The sequence below is a fragment of the Deltaproteobacteria bacterium HGW-Deltaproteobacteria-6 genome (genome assembly GCA_002840435.1).
In the GTDB taxonomy this organism is placed as follows: Bacteria; Desulfobacterota; Syntrophia; order Syntrophales; family Smithellaceae; genus UBA8904.
Map to the genome: position 1 here is coordinate 78,799 of PHAT01000002.1, position 21,147 is coordinate 99,945.

At 51.1% G+C, this 21,147-nt stretch carries 21 protein-coding genes; 7 read left to right on the plus strand and 14 right to left on the minus strand.

The genetic code is table 11. From position 1 onward, the window contains the following. Positions 1-186: 186 nt before the first annotated feature. From CVU71_04700 to CVU71_04715, 4 genes are all read left to right on the plus strand, one after another. Positions 187-1,068, plus strand: coding sequence for an RNA polymerase subunit sigma-70 (locus tag CVU71_04700; GenBank protein ID PKN19677.1), 882 nt, complete (start codon positions 187-189; stop codon positions 1,066-1,068). A gap of 33 nt (positions 1,069-1,101) precedes the next feature. Continuing rightward, positions 1,102-1,548 (plus strand): hypothetical protein, encoded by a 447-nt coding sequence (locus tag CVU71_04705; protein PKN19678.1) that lies wholly within the window; start codon positions 1,102-1,104, stop codon positions 1,546-1,548. Positions 1,549-1,634: 86 nt separating this feature from the next. Continuing rightward, on the plus strand, positions 1,635-2,510 hold the full coding sequence (locus CVU71_04710) for a hypothetical protein (protein PKN19679.1): 876 nt from the start codon (positions 1,635-1,637) through the stop codon (positions 2,508-2,510). A 242-nt stretch (positions 2,511-2,752) separates the two neighbouring features. Further along, positions 2,753-3,997 (plus strand): hypothetical protein, encoded by a 1,245-nt coding sequence (locus CVU71_04715; GenBank protein PKN19680.1) that lies wholly within the window; start codon positions 2,753-2,755, stop codon positions 3,995-3,997. On the opposite strand, the gene CVU71_04720 is transcribed toward CVU71_04715, so the two are convergent. The 13 genes from CVU71_04720 to CVU71_04780 all read right to left on the minus strand — a co-directional run bounded on the left by CVU71_04720 (position 3,998) and on the right by CVU71_04780 (position 12,762). Next, entirely contained in the window at positions 3,998-4,192 is a 195-nt protein-coding gene (locus tag CVU71_04720) for a hypothetical protein (protein ID PKN19681.1), read from the minus strand. 44 nt (positions 4,193-4,236) lie between these two features. Beyond that, complete coding sequence (locus CVU71_04725) at positions 4,237-5,037, minus strand: hypothetical protein (GenBank protein PKN19682.1); 801 nt, start codon at positions 5,035-5,037, stop codon at positions 4,237-4,239. Between the two features lie 26 nt (positions 5,038-5,063). After that, a complete protein-coding gene (locus tag CVU71_04730; GenBank protein PKN19683.1) occupies positions 5,064-5,954 on the minus strand; it encodes a F0F1 ATP synthase subunit gamma in 891 nt (296 codons plus the stop codon). Next, complete coding sequence (locus CVU71_04735) at positions 5,941-7,509, minus strand: F0F1 ATP synthase subunit alpha (GenBank protein PKN19684.1); 1,569 nt, start codon at positions 7,507-7,509, stop codon at positions 5,941-5,943. Before CVU71_04735 ends, CVU71_04730 begins: the two co-directional genes overlap by 14 nt. 66 nt (positions 7,510-7,575) lie before the next feature. Next, positions 7,576-8,346 carry a hypothetical protein gene (locus CVU71_04740; protein PKN19685.1) on the minus strand — a complete coding sequence of 257 codons (771 nt, stop codon included), beginning with the start codon at positions 8,344-8,346 and terminating at the stop codon, positions 7,576-7,578. Between the two features lie 12 nt (positions 8,347-8,358). Further along, positions 8,359-8,625 carry an ATP synthase F0 subunit C gene (gene atpE, locus CVU71_04745; GenBank protein PKN19686.1) on the minus strand — a complete coding sequence of 89 codons (267 nt, stop codon included), beginning with the start codon at positions 8,623-8,625 and terminating at the stop codon, positions 8,359-8,361. A gap of 27 nt (positions 8,626-8,652) precedes the next feature. Further along, positions 8,653-9,378, minus strand: a complete 726-nt coding sequence (locus CVU71_04750; GenBank protein ID PKN19687.1) for a F0F1 ATP synthase subunit A — start codon at positions 9,376-9,378, stop codon at positions 8,653-8,655. 32 nt (positions 9,379-9,410) lie between these two features. Beyond that, positions 9,411-9,704, minus strand: a complete 294-nt coding sequence (locus CVU71_04755) for an ATP synthase subunit I (GenBank protein ID PKN20075.1) — start codon at positions 9,702-9,704, stop codon at positions 9,411-9,413. A 7-nt stretch (positions 9,705-9,711) separates the two neighbouring features. Further along, positions 9,712-10,041, minus strand: coding sequence for an ATPase F0F1 (locus CVU71_04760; protein PKN19688.1), 330 nt, complete (start codon positions 10,039-10,041; stop codon positions 9,712-9,714). 41 nt (positions 10,042-10,082) lie between these two features. After that, positions 10,083-10,463: a F0F1 ATP synthase subunit epsilon gene (locus CVU71_04765; protein ID PKN19689.1), complete on the minus strand. Its 381-nt coding sequence runs from the start codon at positions 10,461-10,463 to the stop codon at positions 10,083-10,085. Then, entirely contained in the window at positions 10,453-11,838 is a 1,386-nt protein-coding gene (locus CVU71_04770) for a F0F1 ATP synthase subunit beta (GenBank protein PKN19690.1), read from the minus strand. Before CVU71_04770 ends, CVU71_04765 begins: the two co-directional genes overlap by 11 nt. A gap of 21 nt (positions 11,839-11,859) precedes the next feature. Beyond that, complete coding sequence (locus tag CVU71_04775) at positions 11,860-12,312, minus strand: hypothetical protein (GenBank protein ID PKN19691.1); 453 nt, start codon at positions 12,310-12,312, stop codon at positions 11,860-11,862. 138 nt (positions 12,313-12,450) lie between these two features. Further along, a complete protein-coding gene (locus CVU71_04780; protein PKN19692.1) occupies positions 12,451-12,762 on the minus strand; it encodes a hypothetical protein in 312 nt (103 codons plus the stop codon). 97 nt (positions 12,763-12,859) lie between these two features. Here CVU71_04780 and CVU71_04785 point away from each other — a divergent pair, with 97 nt between their 5' ends. From CVU71_04785 to trkD, 3 genes are all read left to right on the plus strand, one after another. After that, positions 12,860-14,194 carry a hypothetical protein gene (locus CVU71_04785; protein ID PKN19693.1) on the plus strand — a complete coding sequence of 445 codons (1,335 nt, stop codon included), beginning with the start codon at positions 12,860-12,862 and terminating at the stop codon, positions 14,192-14,194. A gap of 253 nt (positions 14,195-14,447) precedes the next feature. Continuing rightward, positions 14,448-16,730, plus strand: coding sequence for a hypothetical protein (locus tag CVU71_04790; GenBank protein PKN19694.1), 2,283 nt, complete (start codon positions 14,448-14,450; stop codon positions 16,728-16,730). Positions 16,731-16,980: 250 nt separating this feature from the next. Beyond that, positions 16,981-18,918: a potassium transporter Kup gene (gene trkD / locus CVU71_04795; protein PKN19695.1), complete on the plus strand. Its 1,938-nt coding sequence runs from the start codon at positions 16,981-16,983 to the stop codon at positions 18,916-18,918. A 2-nt stretch (positions 18,919-18,920) separates the two neighbouring features. Here trkD and CVU71_04800 read toward each other — a convergent pair whose 3' ends face one another. Continuing rightward, positions 18,921-20,966 carry a 2-enoate reductase gene (locus CVU71_04800; protein ID PKN19696.1) on the minus strand — a complete coding sequence of 682 codons (2,046 nt, stop codon included), beginning with the start codon at positions 20,964-20,966 and terminating at the stop codon, positions 18,921-18,923. Positions 20,967-21,147 lie beyond the last annotated feature (181 nt).

The window sequence follows — 21,147 nt, forward strand, 5'->3', positions numbered from 1 at the left end:
TAGTAATTAGATTAAGGCCGATAAATTGTCAAGTATTTTTTAAGGGGATATTCAAAAATTATTACTAATCCGTTCATTTGATTGCAGTTAATTGCCCGTAGTGTTTAATGAATTTTTTCTGTAACACTTAGTAACTATTCCGGTATAAGATAACATATAGACAATAACTTAATATGCCGAGGAAAGATGCACAACCCTTTTCAAGAAAAAAACACCGACGATGGACGCGATGCCGACTATATCTTGCAATCGCTGAAGGGTGACCAAAACGCTCTGGAAGCTCTGATTCTTCGTCATCAGTCGTGGGTATTCAACATAGCGCTGACGATGACCGGTGATATTCCACTTGCCGAGGATGTCACGCAGGAAGTCCTGATCAAAGTGATCACAAAATTATCCACTTACGACCCGCAAAAAGCGGCGTTTCGAACCTGGCTGTATCGTATTGTTGTGAATCACATTGTCAATATGAAGGAAAACAGAAAAGAAAGTTTTTTTTCAAAAATGATGGAAAGCAATGACGATGAAATGTTCATCAACAACCAGCCGGATCGCCGAAAAACCGTGAGAGTGGAAAATGAACGATTGAAAGAAGAGACAAAGGCATCCTGCGTCCTTTGCGTGCTCCTGTGCCTGACGAGAAAGGAGCGAATGGTCTTTACCCTGGCGGCCGTCTTTGATGTTACCGACAAAATCGGCGCGGAGATCTGTGAAATGTCGCGGGTGAATTTCCGGCAGTCCCTGTCCCGCTCCCGTAAAAAAGTATATCAATACTTTATGAAGAATTGCAGTCTGCTTAATGAAAATAACCCCTGCGCCTGCGCCGATCAGACCAATTATTTGCTCAAGGCGGGGATCATTAATCCTGAGCGGCTGATTGTTGGACAGAATTCGTTGGGAAGCATCCAAAGCGCATTAGGCAACACGATAAGGGAGGTGGAAGGGTCCTACCATGAATTTATTTCTCTTTTTCGAGACCGGCCTTTTTTGCAGGGACCGGACATGGTTTCATGGCTCAGGGACTTGATGAAAAGCAGTCATTATCGCAGTCTGATGAACTGGACATAAACATAATCATCAATAAATAAAGGAGAGGCTGACATGATCAAAAAAGAATTGGTTGCACCATGCGGCTTGTATTGCGGCGTCTGCGGCATTTATCAGGCGACCGTCAAAGACGATCAGAATTTGAAAGAGAAACTGGCCAAAGCTTATGGCGACAGCTCCGACAGGATCAGCTGCCGGGGGTGTCTCTCCGACAAGGTTTACTGGTACTGTTCGGTCTGTTCCATCAAGAGCTGCGCCATCGAAAAGAAACTTGATGGCTGTCATCAGTGTGATCAATTTCCCTGCGATATAGTGGATTCTTTTCCCGTTCCCGAGGGGGAAAAAAATATCCTGCGGGCCGTTCCCGAGTGGCGCAAACTGGGTACGGAAGACTTTATTGCCGCTGAAGAAAAACGATTTATCTGCCCGCAGTGCCGGACGACACTTTTTCGCGGCGCCCGCAAATGCCGCATCTGCGGAACGCTGTGGGAGCCATCCTGAATCGGTGAGCGGATCACGTTTTTTATTGACACATCCCAGGTTATAAAGATATCAATGTTCCATCAAAACGAGAGGGAAAAGATATTTTGCCTGTTTCCATCGACCTTGTTTTTACAAAAGCTCCTTCGCTTCTCACCATCGGATTATCAATCCTCCGGGGGTACCGCTTCTCGTTGGACACGGCAAAACCCTTTCCCGCCATGACCGCGAGACGACACGGCATCAAGCCTGATGCCGCGCGCCTGGCCGATTTCGCGCGGATCTGCGGGATTAAAACCGGCGAAAGCCTGCCGCTCGTTTACCCGCTCACCTATATCTACCCCCTTGTTCAGATCATGCTCGCGCACAAGGAAGTGCCGCTGTCGCTTTTGAACACGCTCAATATCCGGACGCAAATCATCCGGTACCGCCCCATCCTCCCGGATGAGACATGCGACGTCTGCTGCCGGCTGGCCCGGCACCGCGTGTTGGAGAAAGGTCTGGAAGTTGATATCGCCTGCGCCCTCCAAATTGCCGGAGTAACTGTCTGGGAAAGCACGATCACCTTCTACTTTCGCGGGCGTTTCGGCAGCCCCGAGGCCGATTTTGTGCCCCCGCAATTGGAAGCTATTCCGGACGCGCCGGAAATTGCCTGCTGGTTTTTGCCTGCGGGAATCGGTTTTGCATTTGCCAAACTGTCGGGTGACGGCAACCCGATTCACTTTTGGAAGTTCTATGCAAAGATGCTCGGCTTTGCGCGCGATTTTGCTCAGCCGCTGCTTGTTTTGACCAAGGCCCTTTCCTACCTGGACGAGAAACCGTCCCGGGGCAAAGCGCATCTGGATATCGCTTTCAAGGGCCCCGCTTATTATGGAAGAAACGCCTGTCTGAAAGCGAAAGAAAACACGCAGTCGGAACGCTTCGATATTTACAGCGAGGGCAATCCCCGTCCCTGTATATGCGGAGATCTTCAATACGGATAATGCGCTGGGATATGAACAAATGCATTATGAATTCAGCAAGATATATAGTGTGAGCCGGTATTGGCAGATCAGGCTTCATCGATGCGCTTTTTCCAATCTTGCAATTTCACACCAACCTTGCTATTCAGTAATGTGCCATGAAAATAAATATTACAGGCAAAGTTGTAAATGTCTTTGATTCATTTGAGTGAAATGACCGGATCGGGATTTCATACCCGATCCTCGCTATACAGGAGCGCATAATGCAGGATCATTTTCTTCTCTTTATTTTGTTTCTGGCGACCACGGCCATTGTCAGTTTTGCCTATGCGATCTGGAGAGGCCGCAATGACCAGCAAATACTTCGCAGCATTATTCAAAGCTCTCCCATTCCGACATTCGTTATTTCAACGGATCATAAAATCCTTCACTGGAATAAAGCCCTGGAAGGACTGAGCAGCATCAAGGCGAATCAAGTGATCGGCACGGACCAGCAATGGCGGGCCTTTTACTCATCGCCCCGTTCCTGCATGGCCGATTTAATTTTAAAAGACAAAATCAGCAATTCTTCCAGCCTTTACTCAGGGGTGGTTACAAAGTCGAAAGTCCTGAGGGACGCCTATGAAGTAACGCAATTTTTCCCGGATCTGGGTGAAAAGGGGAAATGGTTCCGGATTACCTCGGCGTGTATTAAGGATTCCAGCGGCAGAGTTTTCGGCGCCATGGAGACCCTGGAAGACATCACCGACCAGAAAACAGCTGAAGAAGAACTCCTCAAAAGAACCAAGCTCGAATCATTGGGAACGTTCGCTGACGGCGTGGCCAAAGACTTTGACAGTTTGCTTTCAGCCATCCTGCGCAATGTTTTCCTGGCTAAAATATCCGCCAATGAAGAAGATAAAATTCTGGAAAACGGTCTGGCCATAGCGGAACGGGCCGGTCTGCAAGCCAAAGAACTGGCGCACCGGCTGATTACCTTCGCGCAGGGCGGCTATCCGGTTAAAAAAATCGAGACAGTCGGTGAATTAATCAAAGAAACCGTGCAAAAAACCCTGGCCGGTTCCAATGTGACCTGCCAGCCGGTTATCGCGCCGGATCTCTGGCCGACGGAGATCGATGCGATGCAGATTAAACAGGTGATTGAAAACATGGTCACCAATGCGAAAGAGGCCATGCCGGACGGCGGTATTGTGGAGGTGATTGCGGAAAACATCACAACCGGAACCAACATCCGGATGATGGGTAAAGGCAATTATGTCCGTATTGTTATTAAAGACCAGGGCGTCGGCATTCCCCGCGAAAACCTTTCGAAAATATTTGATCCCTATTTCACGACAAAGGAAAAGAAAGACCATGGCGGAATCGGCCTGGGGCTCGCCATCTGTGATTCCATTATTAAATACCACCAGGGGTTGATCAGTGTGGAATCGCTTGTCGGCGTCGGGACAACGTTTTTCGTCTATCTGGCGGCAGACCCCAATGACACGCGGGAAAATGTACAGCCATAGTCAGACACAGGCGTCACGGTCTTTTTTTACGTATTCAAGCAGATCCTCAATATTGCGCAGGCGCTCCTGGAATGTGGCAATACCCAAGACCGACTCCCGGGGATGCAGATTTTCTATCTCGGTGAGCCGGGTGCGCAAATGGAGAATAACTTCCTCCGCCAATCCTAAAAGAAGAGCGCGCTCATACTTTGTCATTACTGAAGTCCCATCATTGATAATTTATACGAACCCAGACGGCCTCACACCCGCTCCCGCGTGGACTTCCACGACAGAAAGGCCTTCTTAATGGATTCTGCCGCGCTTTCAATGCCTACATGCTCCGTATTCACCATCATGTCGTAATGTTTCGGATCGTTGATGTCTTCATTGAAATATTTTTTGATGAAACCGATCTGATAATCATCATACTTGCGCACATATTCCAGCGCTTCCGATTGCGTAATGTGACGATCACGCATGACTTTCTCCACACGCGACTGCTCGGGTGCGACAATACGGACACGAAATGCCTTGTCTTTCAGAATAAAGCTGCCGCCGCGGCCAATGATGATGATATTGCCGTGCTGCGCGTTGGTGTGCATGACCATCGACAAATGGCGCAGATATTCATTAGGCCAGATATGGCGGGCTTCGAAGAAGGAACTGATGAGGCTGTCGAAAAGCGAAATACTTTTTTCATCCAGTGATTTGATGACCTTGTCGCTCATATGTGCGCTTTCCGCAACCTTATGGATCAATTCACTGCCGACAATGTTCATTTGCAGTTCTGTGGCCAGAATGCGGGCTATCCAGCCTCCGCCTCCGCCTGTTTCGCTGGAAAGGGTGATCACGTGCCCCGGCTTTTCCTTTTTCTCTTTCTCCCAGCGCAGCACCTGATCTTCAACCAGCTTATCGACGTCCTTATCGCGCAGTTTAATATCCCGGGTGTAATCCGGGCAATTGACATCATAGAGGGCATTCGTTTTCACCCGATAACGCTTCGTGCATTCCCCGCGCCACGCGCAGATGACGCAAATCCTTTTATCCGATCCTGTTGACATGGGCCAGTCCCCCTTTCTGAATAAAGTTATGATGCCTCTTCCTGCAGCGCTTCAAATCCGGCAACGATGTCAAGAAGCTCTTCGGTGATGGTCATCTGTCGTGTGCGGTGAAACTGCACATGCAGATCCTGCAACTGTTCTTCAATGTTCTTTTCGGCATTCTGCATGGATGCGAGACGACTGGCGTTTTCACTGGCCAGGGATTCGGCGAATGCCCGGTACAAAGACACAAAAAGATATTCACGGATCAGCGAAGAAAAAATCTTGTCGGTGTCCATCCGGAAAATCGGCAGCGATTTGGAATCCCATTTTTTCCTGGCAATTGTCGTCAGCCAGTCCGTATTGACCGGCAGAAGTTGGAGCATATGAGGGTGGTAAGTGGCGCCGGTGACATATTCATTATAAAACAACAGAAAATGATCAATGTTGTTGCGAAAATGCCATTCGTCGATAATCATGATGATTTCCTGCACCAACGGCGTGATGCCCGCCGTGGAGCTCGGTGTGGTCAATAGCTCGTCCACAGGCTGTCCCGCATCTTCCACATAATCGGCCACGCGCGCGCCGACGGAAAGCACTTTGCGGTTTTCTTTTTTAACGCCGCTTTTTTTAAGATAGTCGAGCATGAAAACGGATATCTGCTCATTGAGCTGTCCGCACAGCCCCTGATCGGAGCCGAAAACAATGACGCCGAGCCGTTTCATCTTTGTATGCTTCTGACGCATTGTTGTGCCCATTTTTTCCTTGAGCACAATCTGCAGGCCCATTTCGACCGTCCGGTTGTAATCGCGCAGAGAATCCACCGCCCGCTGATATTGACGAATGCTCACCGCCGCCAGGGCTTTCATCGTCTTGACGACGGATAAAAGATCACCCGCGCTTTTCATTCTTCTTTTCAGGGACTCAGTTGTTTGCATTGGCATCCTCAATTTCTTCAAACGGTTGAATGGCCGGTTTGATTTTATTCATGATGCTGTCGCGATCCGCTATATCCATTTTCTTACCGTCTTCAATACGCGCGCACAATTCCGGCAGCTGATCTCTGACGGTTTCCAGAAGCTTTGCCTCCACCTCGCGAATCTTTTCCGTCGGAACAAGATCCAGCGCGCCGCCGGTCACCGAAAGCAGGGAGGCAATCTGTTCGGAGGCCCGCAGCGGTTTGTATTGCCCCTGTTTCAGAATTTCACGAACCCGCCAGCCTCTCTCCAGCGTCCGGCGGGTGCTTTCATCAAGTCTTGTGCCGAAGCGGGAGAAGGATTCCAGTTCTTCGAACTGTGAGTAGGAAAGTCTGAGATCGCCGGCCACGGACCGATAAGCGGGCAGCTGTGTTTTACCGCCCACCCGCGATACCGATTTGCCGACATCCACCGCCGGCAGGATGCCTTTGCTGAAAAGAACCGGCGAGAGATAAATCTGTCCGTCGGTGATGGAAATCAGATTGGTCGGGATGTAAGACGACATGTCCTGCGCTTCCGTTTCGGTAATCGGCAGCGACGTCAGCGACCCGCCGCCCAGTTCCGGCTTCATATGCGTGGAGCGCTCAAGCAGCCGGGAATGGATATAAAAAATATCGCCGGGGAAAGCTTCGCGTCCGGGAGGACGCCGCAAAAGCAGCGACACTTCACGGTAGGCTCGGGCGTGTGATGTCAGATCATCGTAAATAATCAAGACATCTCGTCCCTGCTCCACGAAATATTCTCCCATACTGGTGGCCGCGTACGGCGCGATAAACTGCAGGCCCGGCGTGTCTTCTCCGGTGGCTACCACCACAATGCATGATCCCATGACACCGTGATCCCGCAGATCGGCAATCACCTTCGCCACATCCGCGCTTTTCTTGCCGACGGCGCAATAAATGGAAATGATGCCGGTTTCCTTTTGATTGATAATGGTATCCACGGCGATGGCCGTTTTGCCGGTCATTCTGTCACCCAGAATTAATTCGCGCTGACCGCGTCCGACGGGAATAAGCGCGTCGATCACCTTGATGCCCGTCTGAAGCGGCACGACAACCGGAGCGCGGTCCATAACCGCCGGAGCCGGTCTTTCCACCGGCAGCCGCATGACGGTATTGACTTCGCCCAGACCGTCGAGCGGTCTTCCCAGGGGATCGACCACCCGTCCTAAAAGAGCGTCTCCCACCGGTACATCCAGTACCCGTTTCGTGCGCTGCACTTCCGATCCCACCTGGATGTGTTCACTGGGATCCAGAAGAATCACCCCGATTTCCTTCGGATCGATATTGAAAACAAGTCCCATATAATTTCCCGAAAAGCGAACCAGTTCCTCCGCGCGGATATGGGGCAAACCGCTGACCCGGGCAATATCGCGTCCGACAAATTGCACGGTGCCGATTTCATACTGCCTCAGCTCAGGGTTCTGCTCGTCTAAGACCTTTTCCATCGTATCGAACGTATCATCCAGAAAGGTCTTCAATTCCTGATTTTCGACTTTATTCACGTCTTGATTCATTATTCGCCTCCCGACCTTATTTCCATAATTGCCTATCGTGCCCCCTTGCCAAGGGAGCCGGCCTTGTTACGCCGCATGCGCCTCTTTCTGGAGCGTTTCGGTCAGACTCTCCACCAGGGTCTCCAGATACTCATTGAGACTCCAGGCGATTTTATGCCCGTTCACCCGCATTTCAATGCCTGACACAATATCCGGCTGTTTCATGTAGCGAATCGTAAAGCCATTGGTGATTTGCTTTTTCAGGACTTCCTCAATTTGCGTCTGTCTGGGAGCGGGAACGTCAAAAGCGCTCTGGATGATCACCCTGTTGCCGCCGCCGCTGATCGCTTTGCGCATCTGAGTGCTTTTTTCTTCATCAAGCGCCTGGATGCGCCGCAGAAATTCATCAACAATCCGTTCCTCCAGATCGGCATCCGCCAGATCCGAGAGCGCCTTGCGCGCCGTGGCATACAACTGCTTGGCCGCCCTCTGGCGCAGGTCATAGAAGAAGGCATCCTGCTCCCGGACGAGCATGTCCTGCCAGCGTGTTTTGACCGCGTCTACTTCGACGCGCACCTTTTCCATCAGTTCCTTGCGCTTGGCATCAGCCGCCATCGTTGCCTCATTGAGCATGATCTCCTTTTTCTCATTGAGGACCTGGTTGCGCTTCTCATAAAGCAGGGCTTCCTCTTTGGCCTTGGCTTTCAGGTCTTCGGCTTCGGCAAAGCGTGCGGCAATTTTTGCTTCCCGGTCATCCATGGCCTTGATAATCCGCCCGTAAAGAAAGCGTTTCAGCAAGTACATGAGCAGGAGGAAATTAAAGATTTGCGCTAAAAAAACAAACCAGTCGATATGCATGGATCATCCCCCTCACTTTATAATGAAACTCCAGAAAGGATTGGCGAAAATCAGAATCATGGAAATAACGAAGCAGTAAATGGCAATGGATTCAATCATGGCCAATCCGACAAAAAGTGTTCTGGTTAAAGAATTCCTCTCATCCGGCTGCTGAGCGATCGCGGCCAGTGCCTGGGCGATTGCCTGCCCCATACCCAGACCGGGGCCAATTGAACCGATCCCCATTGCCAAACCCGCACCAATAATCGAGGCCATCGCGACGAGACTTACTTTGTCCATAAAAACTCCTCCTTTAATTCAAATTTGTCAGGCTGGAGAGCCTTCTTTCTTTACTTCTACGTGAACTTCATCCTCTGCGCTGAGCGCGGAGGCTATATAGACCATGGAAAGGATTGCGAAGATATAAGCCTGAATCACGCCGATCAAGAGCCCCAGGATCTGCATGACAACCGGGAACAAAAAGGGCGTGACCGCCAGCAGAATTCCGATAACCTTCTCATGACTCATGATGTTGCCGAAAAGACGAACGGTAAGCGCCAGCGTCCGGGACAATTCGCCCATGACATGGAACGGGAAAAAGATAAAATTAGGCTGAAAATATTCCTTCACATAATGCAAAATGCCGTTGCGTGATATTCCGTAGTAGGGCACGGCAATAAAAACGCAGGTGGCTAGTGCCGCTGTGGTGGTCATGGACGACGTCGGTGCGACAAACCCCGGTACAATGACCAGCACATTGGATATGCAAATGAACAGAAAGAGCGTCCCGACCAGAGGGACATAATGATCCGCGCCCTTTTTCGTCATCTCGCCGATTTCACCCCGGATAACGGAAATAATTACTTCCATGAAATGCTGCCAGCGCGACACATTCATTTCCGAAGACAGGTTGCGGGTGATCAGCCAGGAACCGCCGACCAGAATAGCCATGACCAGCCATGTATAGAGGATCGTTACATTGAGGATGATAAATCCCCAACTCCAGATAATGACCTGATCCGGGCTGATTTGATTGAGCGCTACGACTTCCATAGTAACTCCTTTAACGGTTGATCAATGCCTGTCTATTCATGAACGGCTTCCATCGTCTTTTGGGGTCCGAAACGATTAGTGAGGATTTTGCGCATGGCCACAAAACCGATCATGGCCGCAACCAGCCGCTCCCAATGACCGCCCTGCATCATCAGGTAAAATGCCGTTAAGACGACCGCGAGGCGCAGGACGTAACTGACGGCCAGCAGGCGCACGCGGTTTTCCGTCTGTCCCAGCTTCTGCACGGTCTGCCACAGACTGATAAAGTAGAAAGCTCCCAGAGCCAGTCCCGCGGCAAACATCAGAATAATAAGCATCGCGTTCATATTCATGTCAGTCCTCTTCAATAATCCTGCTGCGAATTTTTCTGACCCAGTAAGCGGCGTTAATGCACCCGACGATCACGCCGAGAACCAGAAACATCAGCGCCCAGGAATACTGGGTGGGCCAGGTCCGGTCTATCCAGAGCCCCAGAGCGACTCCAATCAGCGTGGGGATGGACACCGCCCATCCGATGATGCCGAACATCCCCAAGCCGAACCAGACGGTTTCACTTTTATGTTTAAGTCCCTTAATCCGCAGAGCCTCCCTTTGAGCGACCTTTTCGGTGAAATGATCCGCCGCTTTCTGGCGCCGTTTGGATGTCCGTCTTATTTCGACCATGGTTCATTCTCCTGTATTGCGGCGTGTTCGGGGAACCCGCCCTACTTTAGTTCAACAAAACGTCTGATGAGACTTGCCTCCAGTTTTGCCGCGGCTGAGCGAACAAGTTTTTCCCGTTCATCCAGAACGTCATACTGCTCCACAACCACCTGTTTGAGTTTTCCCAGCTCCGCTGCCTTTACGGCATTGCGGGTGGAAACCAGCACGTCTGATCCTTTTTTCACCAGAGTGCCGACATCCATTGCCAGCAATTCCTGACCGCCTTCGGCCCTTTCATACGTGAAAATTCCCGGCGCCAGTGTGGCGACAAAATCAATATGATTGGGCATCAGGCAGAAAGAGCCGTTTTCCGCTTCCGCAACGATCTTTTTGACTTCCTGTTCCAGCATGATTTCGGCCGGTAGTAAAATTTTAAGCAACATGTTCAATCTTTGCCTCTTCTATGGGTCCAATCATGTACAGCGCTCTTTCGGGATATTCAGCGAACTCGTCATTAAGAATTCTTTCACATCCGTTGAGCGTGTCTTCCCGGGAAACCATCTTCCCGGCCGTACCGGTAAACTGCTCAGTAACAAAGAAGGGTTGTGTGAAAAAGCGTTCCAGGCGGCGGGCGCGGAATACCGTGCGTTGATCTTCCCGGGACAGTTCGGAAATACCGAGCATGGCAATGATGTCTTTTAAATCTTCATAGACGGCCAGTGTCTTGCGGATTTCCTGCGCGATCTTATAGTGGCGTTCGCCCGCGATGTTCGGCATCAGCATTTTGGAACCGGATTGCAGAAGGTCGATGGCCGGATATAAGCCTTCACTGGCCCGTTTACGCGACAAAGCAATTGTTGCGGATAAATGGCCAAAGGTATGAACGGCGGAAGGATCGGTGAAATCGTCCGCCGGCACATAGACGGCCTGAATGGATGTGATGGCGCCGGTTTTGGTGTTACAGATGCGCTCTTCCAGCTCCGCCAGCTCCGTGGCCAGCGTCGGTTGATAACCCAGGCGGGAAGGCAGCTGTCCCAGGAGGCCGGAAACCTCCATGCCCGCCTGAATAAAGCGGAAAATATTGTCAATCATCAAGAGGACGTCCTGCTTGGCATCATCCCGGAAATATTCCGCCATTGTCAGCGCCGCGTGACCCACTCGGAAACGGGCGCCGGGCGGTTCGTTCATCTGACCGAACACCATGACGGTATTGCCCAGAACGCCGCTTTCTTCCATTTCACGATAGAGTTCTTCGCCCTCGCGGCAGCGCTCTCCAATCCCGCAGAAGATACTCATGCCTTCATGGCCGCTTACCGTATTATGAATCATTTCCGTGATCAAAACGGTCTTGCCGACGCCCGCGCCTCCGAAGAGACCGGCCTTGCCGCCGCGTTCCAGGGGCGCCAGAACGTCGATCGCCTTGATGCCGGTCTCGAATATTTCGGAAACGGTGGATTGATCGCGAAGCGGAATCGGTTCACGGTGGATGGATCGTAATTCGCAGCCTTCGACATGGCCCTTCTTGTCGATGGTATTTCCGAAGACGTTAAACACTCTTCCCATCAGCGGAGTGCCTACGGGTACCTCAAAAGGCTTACCCGTATCGGTGACAATCTGGCCGCGGGCCAGGCCCTGCGTAGGCGTCAGGGCGACACCCCGGATGGTGTTGTTATCCAGTTGCGTGAATACCTCGATAACGTATTCACCCTTTTCACCGGCGATGAGCACATTTCGGATCGGCGGCGCCACGGGAAAGTGGACGTCAACGACGCTGCTGCGGATGGATAAAACCTTTCCTTGATTTATTTGTTCGGCCACGGTTCATTCACCTCGTCTTAATTATTTTGGGGATTTGTCGCCCCTTAATTCAGAATATTTTTCCGATACAATGTAAGTGATATAATCAAAAATCAGAATGGTTCTGGTCTGGCTCTCGAGTGCCTGATGCTGCTCCGTGATGGTAATAAAAATGGCCTGAAATTCGGCGTAAAGCCAGATATGACGGCGCATGAGGATGATGGCATAGAGTGTTTCATGCAAAGGCACCCCTTCCTTAAAGCGAGCCTCTGCGAATTTGGACATGAATTCTTTAATGGCGGGGTAGGGATCTTTCAGGGTATAGACAGCGCTCAGCTTACGATAAAAATCCGCTGCCTGCGGGACAAGATAATCTGCGTTCAGGTAATGGTAAAAAGGAGTTTTAGGATTTTTGATAACATCCTTCGCCCAGTTGCCGGCGATGGCTTCGGAATTATTGGCCATCAGGTCGAGTAACTTCAATGATGCCAGCATATGCGTCCTCCTTTTCTTCCGATTTGAAATAACTCCCATGCTTCAGACGAATACTGCATTACTGCTGTTCAAAGAAACGGTTGCTCTTTGACAGGAATGAAGAGCAACAGACATGCCAATTGTTTCATTTGTCGCAAACTATTGATGTGATTGAATTTGCGCAATCATGCTCCAGAACGCACTGATGAAAGATATGACCGCAATGTCTTCCTGAAGCATGGCCGATGCCGGATTAAAACTCTGCAAACGCTGACTGGTAAAGATCTGGAGCGCGGCGACTATTTTGTCATGGGGGTGCGACCGAAATGTCGCCTTTGGAAAAGCAAAAGGAAGTGATGATGGTTTTTTTGCGAAACGGTTATTATACCGGTTAAGAAGCGTTCGACGGCTGCCGTCGAGGCGGTATCCCCCGGCCGATAACCCATAGAAGAATGCTGTTTCGCCTTTCAACACCTATCCGTCATCATATCATTATTCCTGTTTGACATCATACGGCTCATTTGGTAGCTTCCCCTTGGCAACATCCCCGTTCAAGGAACCATACAACATGATGAAGGTACCCCTAATTTCCCATAACAGCAGAATGAAGATCGGCTGGGACCTTCTGATCGTTATTGCCGTCTTCGCTTCAGGCCTCATCATCCCTTATCGGATGGTTTCCGGTCAGGATCCCGCGGATTTAATTTATTGGCTGATTACCATCATTTTCTGCATCGATATTATCATTATTTTCAACACCGATGTAAAAAACGGGCTGGTTGTATTGACTGACCGCAAAGCCGTGGCAAAACAATACCTCACCTCCTGGTTTTTCCTCGACCTCCTCGCGGCGCTTCCCCTGGCCTCTCTGTTTGAGCTGGTTTCGTCCCATGATGTTTCGGGAACGCTGGCCTATCAAACCATGATGCTCTTCAGAATGTTCCGGCTTCTGAAGCTGGTCAAAATATCAACGACGTTCAAGGCGCTTCAGGAGCTCGTTGACATTCCTCCCGCGCTCATGCGCCTGATTGTATTTTTCTTCTGGTTCGCGCTTATCGCGCATTTCATGTCCCTGGGCTGGATTGCCATCGGCGCCAGCGAAGCGGCGCGGTCTTTCGGGGACCAGTACATCCGTGCGCTCTACTGGTGCATCACCACGATTGCGACCATCGGATACGGAGACTATGGTCCCAACCATGACAGCAACCTCCAGATCATCTACACCATCATTGTCCAGATCATCGGCGTGGGCATGTTCGGCTATATCATCGGCAACGTGGCCACACTCATTGTCAATATCGATACGGCGCGCGCGGACTTCCATGCCAAGATGGAAGAAGTCCGCAACTATATGCGCATCAAGCGCATACCGGCGCCCATCCAGGACCGCGTCAAAAACTATTACAACTACCTGTGGGAAACGCAGCATGGGATCCACGACGTCGATTTTATCCTGACGCTTCCCAAAACCCTGCGTTTGGAAATTGCGCTGTTTCTCAACAGGGAGATCCTTGAGAAAGTCTCGCTCTTCAAGAATGCGGATGAGGTGTTCATCCACGAGGTCATCGAAGAACTTGAGCCCCTTGTTTTCCTTCCGGGGGATTTCGTGATCCGGCAGGGAGAATTCGGGGATTGCATGTACTTTCTCAGCTCCGGAAGCGTGGAAGTGATTGTTGACGGGAAGCAGGTGGCCGTATTGGCCGAGGGATCGCCCTTCGGGGAGACGGCGCTCATCGAGAATGAATCGCGCAATGCCTCCATCAGGGCCGTTTCTTATTGCGACGTCTACAGACTTTCCCGGCACAGCTTCGAACAGCTGAGAAAGAGGCATCCCGAATTCGACAAACGGGTCTCTGAAATCTCTATAAAACGCCAGGAATCCCTGGAAAAAATACCTTCATAAAGACGACTATCCAATCAACTGCATCTTCAGGGCAGGCCTTGCGGGATGACTCCCTTTGCCGCCCGCGGATTTCTTCAGCATAAAATTTCCTTGCCGTGTAAAGCCCCCTGTGTTTAGATTAAAAGATGATAAGAAACATTTTTGTTGATCTCAATTTGTGTCATCAGCATTTTGACGCCTGCTCCGCAATGACCGTGCTTCGGTCAACCCCGGGAACAGCGGGGAGGACGCGGTGATTCGTCGATCCCTCCTTTTGCTTTTGACGGTAGTTCTGCTCGTTATCATCTTTCGTATCGGCTATCTGTATGTTGAAGTGGGTAAAGGAATTGCCGAAAGCACCAGTGAAGCCCCATCCATCTTTTACGGGCGTCCCCTGGAAATCAGCAGGGGCGATCATCTGGGGAATATTCACTTTGTTGAGCGGCTGAACAGGCTTTCCTATAGAAAAGTTATTGGAGAACCATCGGCCGCCGGCACATTTTCCAGGGAACCGGAGCATATCCGGATATTTCTGCACGATAAAGGCATTGAAAAGCGCTTTTTCAAAAGCGGTCCGGTGGATATAGCGCTCCGCGACGGCCGGGTCACAGCGCTTACGTCCGCAAGCGGCGGAGAGTTGGAATCGATCCGGCTGGAACCGGAAGAAATCGGCCGTCTGATCAGTTCGAAAATGGAATCCCGGCATCCGGTTACGCTCGCCGTTGTTTCCCCTTACCTGCAAAATGCGATACTCGCTTCCGAAGACAAGCGCTTTTATTCTCATTGCGGAATCGATATCCTGGCCATTGGCCGGTCATTGTTTGCCAACATCAAAGAGCAGCGTTTCGCCCAGGGCGCTTCCACCATTACCCAGCAACTTGCCAGAAACTTCTTTCTATCCCCCCGGAAGACCGTCGCGCGCAAACTGCGCGAAGTGGAGCTTGCACTCATCATTGAGCTGCGGTACTCGAAAAAACAGATACTGGAAATGTATCTTAACAAAATTTATTTAGGTCAGGCAGGTTCTCAGGGGATCTACGGCGTCGAAGAGGCGGCGGGATTCTATTTCTCGAAGCAGGCAAAGGATCTTTCCCTTGAGGAGGCGGCGCTGCTGGCCGGAATCATCCACTCCCCGAACCGTTACACCCACCCCAGAAATTCGAAAGCGGCAAAGGAGCGTCGGGATAAGGTTTTGCTCAGAATGCAAAAACTTGCCATGATCACGGAAGGTGATTTCCGCGGGGCATCAAATGCACCGGTAAAACTCCAATCCCGCAGTCTTCCTGTCCACCTGTCATCCTATTTTATTGATTATATCCAGAGGATCACCAGAGAAGAACTGGGGACTGAAAAATTCTACCACAAAGGGTATCATTACTATACCACCCTTGATCCCTTTCATCAGGCTGCGGCAGAGGAGGCTCTTGCCCGGGGGCTTTCGACAATCGAAAAAACGGCTCTTCCTGCCGGTGAACCGCTGCAGGCCGCGCTGGTTGCCATAGACCCGAAGACAGGAGCCATAACAGCCATGGTCGGCGGAAGGAACTATGGCCAAAACCGGTTCAACAGGGCCGTGGACGCGAAACGTCAGCCGGGGAGCGCTTTCAAACCTTTCGTTTTGCTGGCGGCGCTTTCCCAATCGCTTGCCAGCCACGGGAGCATAACACTTTCCACCCTGGTGTCCGGCGAACCGATATCCCTTCCGACGCCTGAAGGGACATGGACCCCGACAAATTTCGAATATAAAAAATACGGAAACATTACGATTCGTAAGACCATCGAAGATTCCATCAACACCGCCACGGTAAGGCTGGCCAATGATGTCGGCTTTAAGGAAGTCCTGAAAACCGCCCGCCTGGCCGGTATTACAAGCCCTCTTTTGCCTGTCCCTTCCATGGCCCTGGGAAGCTTCGAAGTCACGCCTCTGGAGCTTGCTTATGCCTATGCGACCATGGCATCGGGAGGCATCCGGTTTGAACGATTTCCCCTCTTCTCGGTCACTACGGCGGACGGGGATGCGATCATCACCAGAACCGTCAGGCAAAAACAGGTCTTTGATCCGAGGGTGACGTATCTGGCAGGCTATGCCCTGGAGGGTGTCCTTGAGCGGGGTACGGCAAAAGAAGCGAAATCTCTAAACATCAACTTTCCGGTATCGGGAAAAACCGGGACAACCAACGGCAACCGGGATTCCTGGTTTGTGAGTTATACCCCCGATATCGTTTGCGCCGTTTGGGTGGGCTATGACTCCGGAGCCGATACGGGGCTGACCGGGGCGGCCGGAGCGCTCCGCATCAATGCGCGGTTTCTGCGGGCCCTCTATTCCCAGGCAGGACCTTCCGCCGTCGTTGTGCCTGAGGGAATCGAAACAGCCGTAATCGATCCCGTCTCCGGATATCTGGTCACGGCTTCATGTCCTAAAACATTTAAGGAAGCTTACCTTGCGGGAACGGAGCCTAAGGAAATCTGCCCCGATCATCCGGTGAATCCCGTGATGGATGCCGTCCGCAACAAAATGCGCGATGCCGGGAATTTTCTGCGCAAGCTGTTCAAGTAAAAAATTTGGTGCGCCTTGACCCGCCAGAAGATGATTGACTTCCTGGAAAAGATAGTTTAGTTATCGCCCGACAAAAGCCCAATCCTGATTTTCAGGAGCGGAGGAACCAATTTTTTGGGGCGTATCGCTTGAGCGTAGGGTAACCTCTTCGACCCGAGCCCTTCAGCTAACTTCGTAGGCTTCGATGAGGAGAACCAACCGGAATGGTCCGGGAGGATGATTCTCCCCTGAACAATCTTCGGAGGTTTTTATGTTATCATCAGACGATGAGAATGAAGCTGCTGTCGAATCCAAATCCAAACGAAAATCCCCCCTCCAATGGCTTAATAAAAAAATCCTTCTGCTGGCAGCCGGATCGATTGGCGTAGTCTTTGGCGATATCGGGACAAGCCCTCTTTATGCCATCAAGGAATGTTTCCACGGAAAACATGCCATCATCCCCAGTGAGGCAAATATCCTGGGTGTTTTATCGCTCATCTTCTGGTCGATGATCATTGTGGTCAGCATCAAGTACGTTACGTTCATCCTTCGGGCCGACAATCGGGGCGAAGGCGGCATCTTTGCCCTGCTGGGTCTTTTGCATACGTCCGATAAAAGCATCTCCCGCCATCTTCAGGCCATCCTGGTGTTCGCCGGAATCCTGGGCGCGGGGCTTCTTTATGGAGACGGCGTCATCACACCGGCCATATCCGTCCTTTCCGCCATTGAAGGACTGGAAATCGCCACCAGAGCTGCGGCGCCTTTTGTATTACCCTTGACCTGTGTCGTGCTTGTTTTGCTGTTTTCATTGCAGAGTAAGGGCACCGCTCACATTGGAAAGTTGTTTGCTCCGATCATGGTGCTCTGGTTTGTGTCCATCGGCGCTTTCGGCATCATCCAGATCGTGCGTGACCCGGCTGTTTTTCGCGCCATTCATCCGGCCTATGCGATAGAATTCTTCATGAACAATGGCATGCACGGCATGGTGGTGCTTGGATCGGTTGTGCTCTGCATCACGGGTTGCGAAGCGCTCTATGCCGATCTGGGACATTTCGGCCGGGATGCCATCCGGCTGTCCTGGCTTGCATTTGTCCTGCCCGCATTGCTGTGCAACTATTTCGGACAGGGGGCTTTGCTGCTGGCGCACCCGGAGATGAATATCAGCCCTTTTTATAAAATCGTGCCCGAGTTTCTGCTGTATCCCATGATCGGACTTTCCACCGTTGCGACGGTTATCGCTTCTCAGGCATTAATATCCGGCGCCTTTTCACTCACGCAACAGGCCATACAACTGGGCTTCTGTCCCCGGGTGCGGATTGTCCATACCTCCAGTGAAATGCAGGGGCAAATCTACATTCCTTTCGTCAATTATGCTTTGATGATTGCCTGTATCGCTGTTGTTATCGGATTCAAAGAGTCCGGAGGCCTGGCCGGCGCGTATGGAATTGCCGTTACGGCAACCATGATTATCACATCACTTCTGTATTTCCTGGTGCTGACCCATGACAGAAAGTGGTCGCTGTGGAAGGTCATTCCTCTTGTCGGAATATTCCTGGCGTTTGATTTTGCCTATTTCGCCGGCAACATCTTCAAAATTGCCGACGGCGGTTGGTTTCCTCTCTTTGTCGCAGCCATTATAGCGGTGGCCATGACCACCTGGAAAAAAGGGCGGGAGGAACTTTACCGCAAGCTGATCGGCTCACGCCTTCCACTGGAAATGTTTCTTGCCGAAATACAGAGGAGCCGTATGCCGCGGGTTGCCGGAACCGCAGTCTTCATGACGTTATCCCCCGAAGGAACGCCGCCGACACTGCTTCACCACATCAAGCACAACCACGTACTGCATGAAAAAGTAGTGCTTCTGTCCATTATGTCCAAAGATACTCCGATGGTTCATATTGATGAACGGATTAAGTTGACCGATTTGGGGCAGGGCTTTTACCGTGTTGAGGCATTCTATGGTTTCATGCAGAAGCCCAATGTGCCGCAGATCATGAAAATCCTTGCCCAGTATGGACTCGTGACCGACCCGATGACCACGACATTTTACATGGGCAGAGAAACGCTCCTGACCGGCGGATCATCAAAAATGATGAAGTGGCGCAAAGCTGTTTTTGCCTTTATGTCCCGAAATGCGGGAAATCCCACTTCTTATTTTGGAATTCCCGCCAACCGGGTGGTCGAACTGGGCACGCAAATCGAGTTATGATTTTAAACATTTCTCGCAATTTCGTAGGCGTCCCAGATCGCTTTCATGACATTTTCCGGTTTATCCGCATCACCGATAAGATGGATATTTTCGCTCTTTATCTCGTCATACAGTTTACGGTCGCTTGTGTAGCCCACGGATACCACGATATGGTCCACCTTCAACTTTGATTTATCCGGTATTCCCGCGGGACCGGCGGTAAACATTAATTTTGCCCGGTTGGCAATATTGGGGAAATTTTTCACAGTGGTCAACAATTCGGCGACGCCATTTTCATAGCCGGTTACCGTTGTCGACAGCATGACCTTCACCTGATAGTAATCCAGCATATCCATCAGCATATTGTAGTTTGCCGCGCATATTCCAAAGGAGTTGAGCATGGTGTCACAGGCTTCCGCCACGGTTACGTTTTTCCCTTTTTTGCCGAGTTCACAGGCGATCTCAATACCGGTCAGTCCGCCTCCCACCACCAGTATATTCTGCCCTTTAATATCCGTGTGAAGCAGCGTGTCGATGGCATAGGTGACATTTTTACAGTCAAAGCCGGGGACGTCCAGCTTGCGTTCGACTGCTCCGGTAGCGACAAATACCGCATCATATTTATTTTCATTTACAATTTCTTTGCCGGCTTCTTTATTGAAAAATATATTGACATTCAGATTCTTCATTTGCCTGATGTACCACTGAAGCAGGCGCTTATCGTCCACTTTATAATCCTCGGTGGAAGCCGCGATAAAGGCGCCGCCCAGTTGACCCGTCTTTTCATAGAGATCCACCGTATGGCCGCGAAGCGCGCAGACTCTGGCGGCTTCCATGCCGGCCAGTCCGCCGCCGATAATCAGCACTTTTTTGGGCTGGTCCGCCCTGGCCACGCCGTAGCTTAGTTCTCTCGCGCAGGCGGGATTGACGGCGCAGCAGATATCTTTATACTGGAATATCCGGGAGAGGCAGCCTTGATGGCAGCCGATGCAGGGACGGATATTATTCAGATCCCCTGTGGCGAATTTGTTGGCCAGTTCAGGGTCCGCCAGCAAGGGCCGCCCCATGCCCATCATGTCTATTTCGCCTCCGGCGATAACATCATTGGCGAGCCCCGGGTCATCAAACTTTCCCGCACAGATGACCGGGATGGATACGTATTTTTTCAGAGCCTTTACATCCGCAAGGTTGCAGGCCTTGGGCATATACGTCGGTGGATGGGGCCAGTACCAGGAATCATAAGAGCCGTTGTCGCAATTGAGCGCGTCATAGCCTGCTTCCGCAAACTTCCGTGCCACCATAACGCTTTCCTCGAGGTTTCTGCCGAATTCTACAAATGCTTCTCCGGGAAGGGCGCCCCGGTTGAAGCCTTTCATGTAGCTTCTGACGCTGTAGCGCAGCAATACGGGGAAATCGCCGCCGCATTTCGCTTTGATGGCCTGCACGATTTCACAGGGGAAGCGCAGCCGGTTTTCCAGGCTTCCGCCGTATTCATCAGTTCGATGATTGGTATTGGCGATGGTAAATTGATCCAGCAGGTAGCCTTCATGAACGGCATGAACTTCCACGCCGTCAATGCCGGCCAGTTTGCAGGCCAGGGAGGCATTGGCAAACTTTTCCGTTAATTCATGAATTTCCTTCCGGCTTATTTCCGGATTCTTCTTTGTCGGGTCCCAGACATTTTGAATCTCACAGGCCGCGGGTTCGGATGCACTTACGCTTGCGCGTCCGGTCATCGCGGTAATCTGCACAACAACCTTCGCGCCGTATTGATGCACGCCGTCCGCCAGATATTTTTGCTGCTCCACATATTGATGGAAACCGTCGCCCTGGTCGCCGGGTCCGCGGCCTTTCGGGAAAAGGCCGACGGGCAGCAATCCGGTGATGATCAGGCCCGTGCCTCCTTTGGCTCTTTCAATATAATAGTCCGCTCCGTCCTTCGTATAAGCGCCATGAGGGCCCATCAGCCTTGGAGAGAACACGCCCATGGGCATCATGGCAATGCGATTTTTAACTTGCATACTCCCTATTTTGATCGGAGAAAATAAAGCAGGATATGAATTTGCCAAGGTTCATGCTTCCTTTCTATTTTATTAGAAGATGTTCTTATAAATTAAAGCGGATGCTTCTTCACTGCTTGAAGGCAGAATCAGGCTGAATGTTTCCTGCCCTGTCAACTTTTTGATAACACACATCAGCATGAAATGAGCATATCCTGCGTTGGGGTTGATGCCTGTTTCCGATCCGATG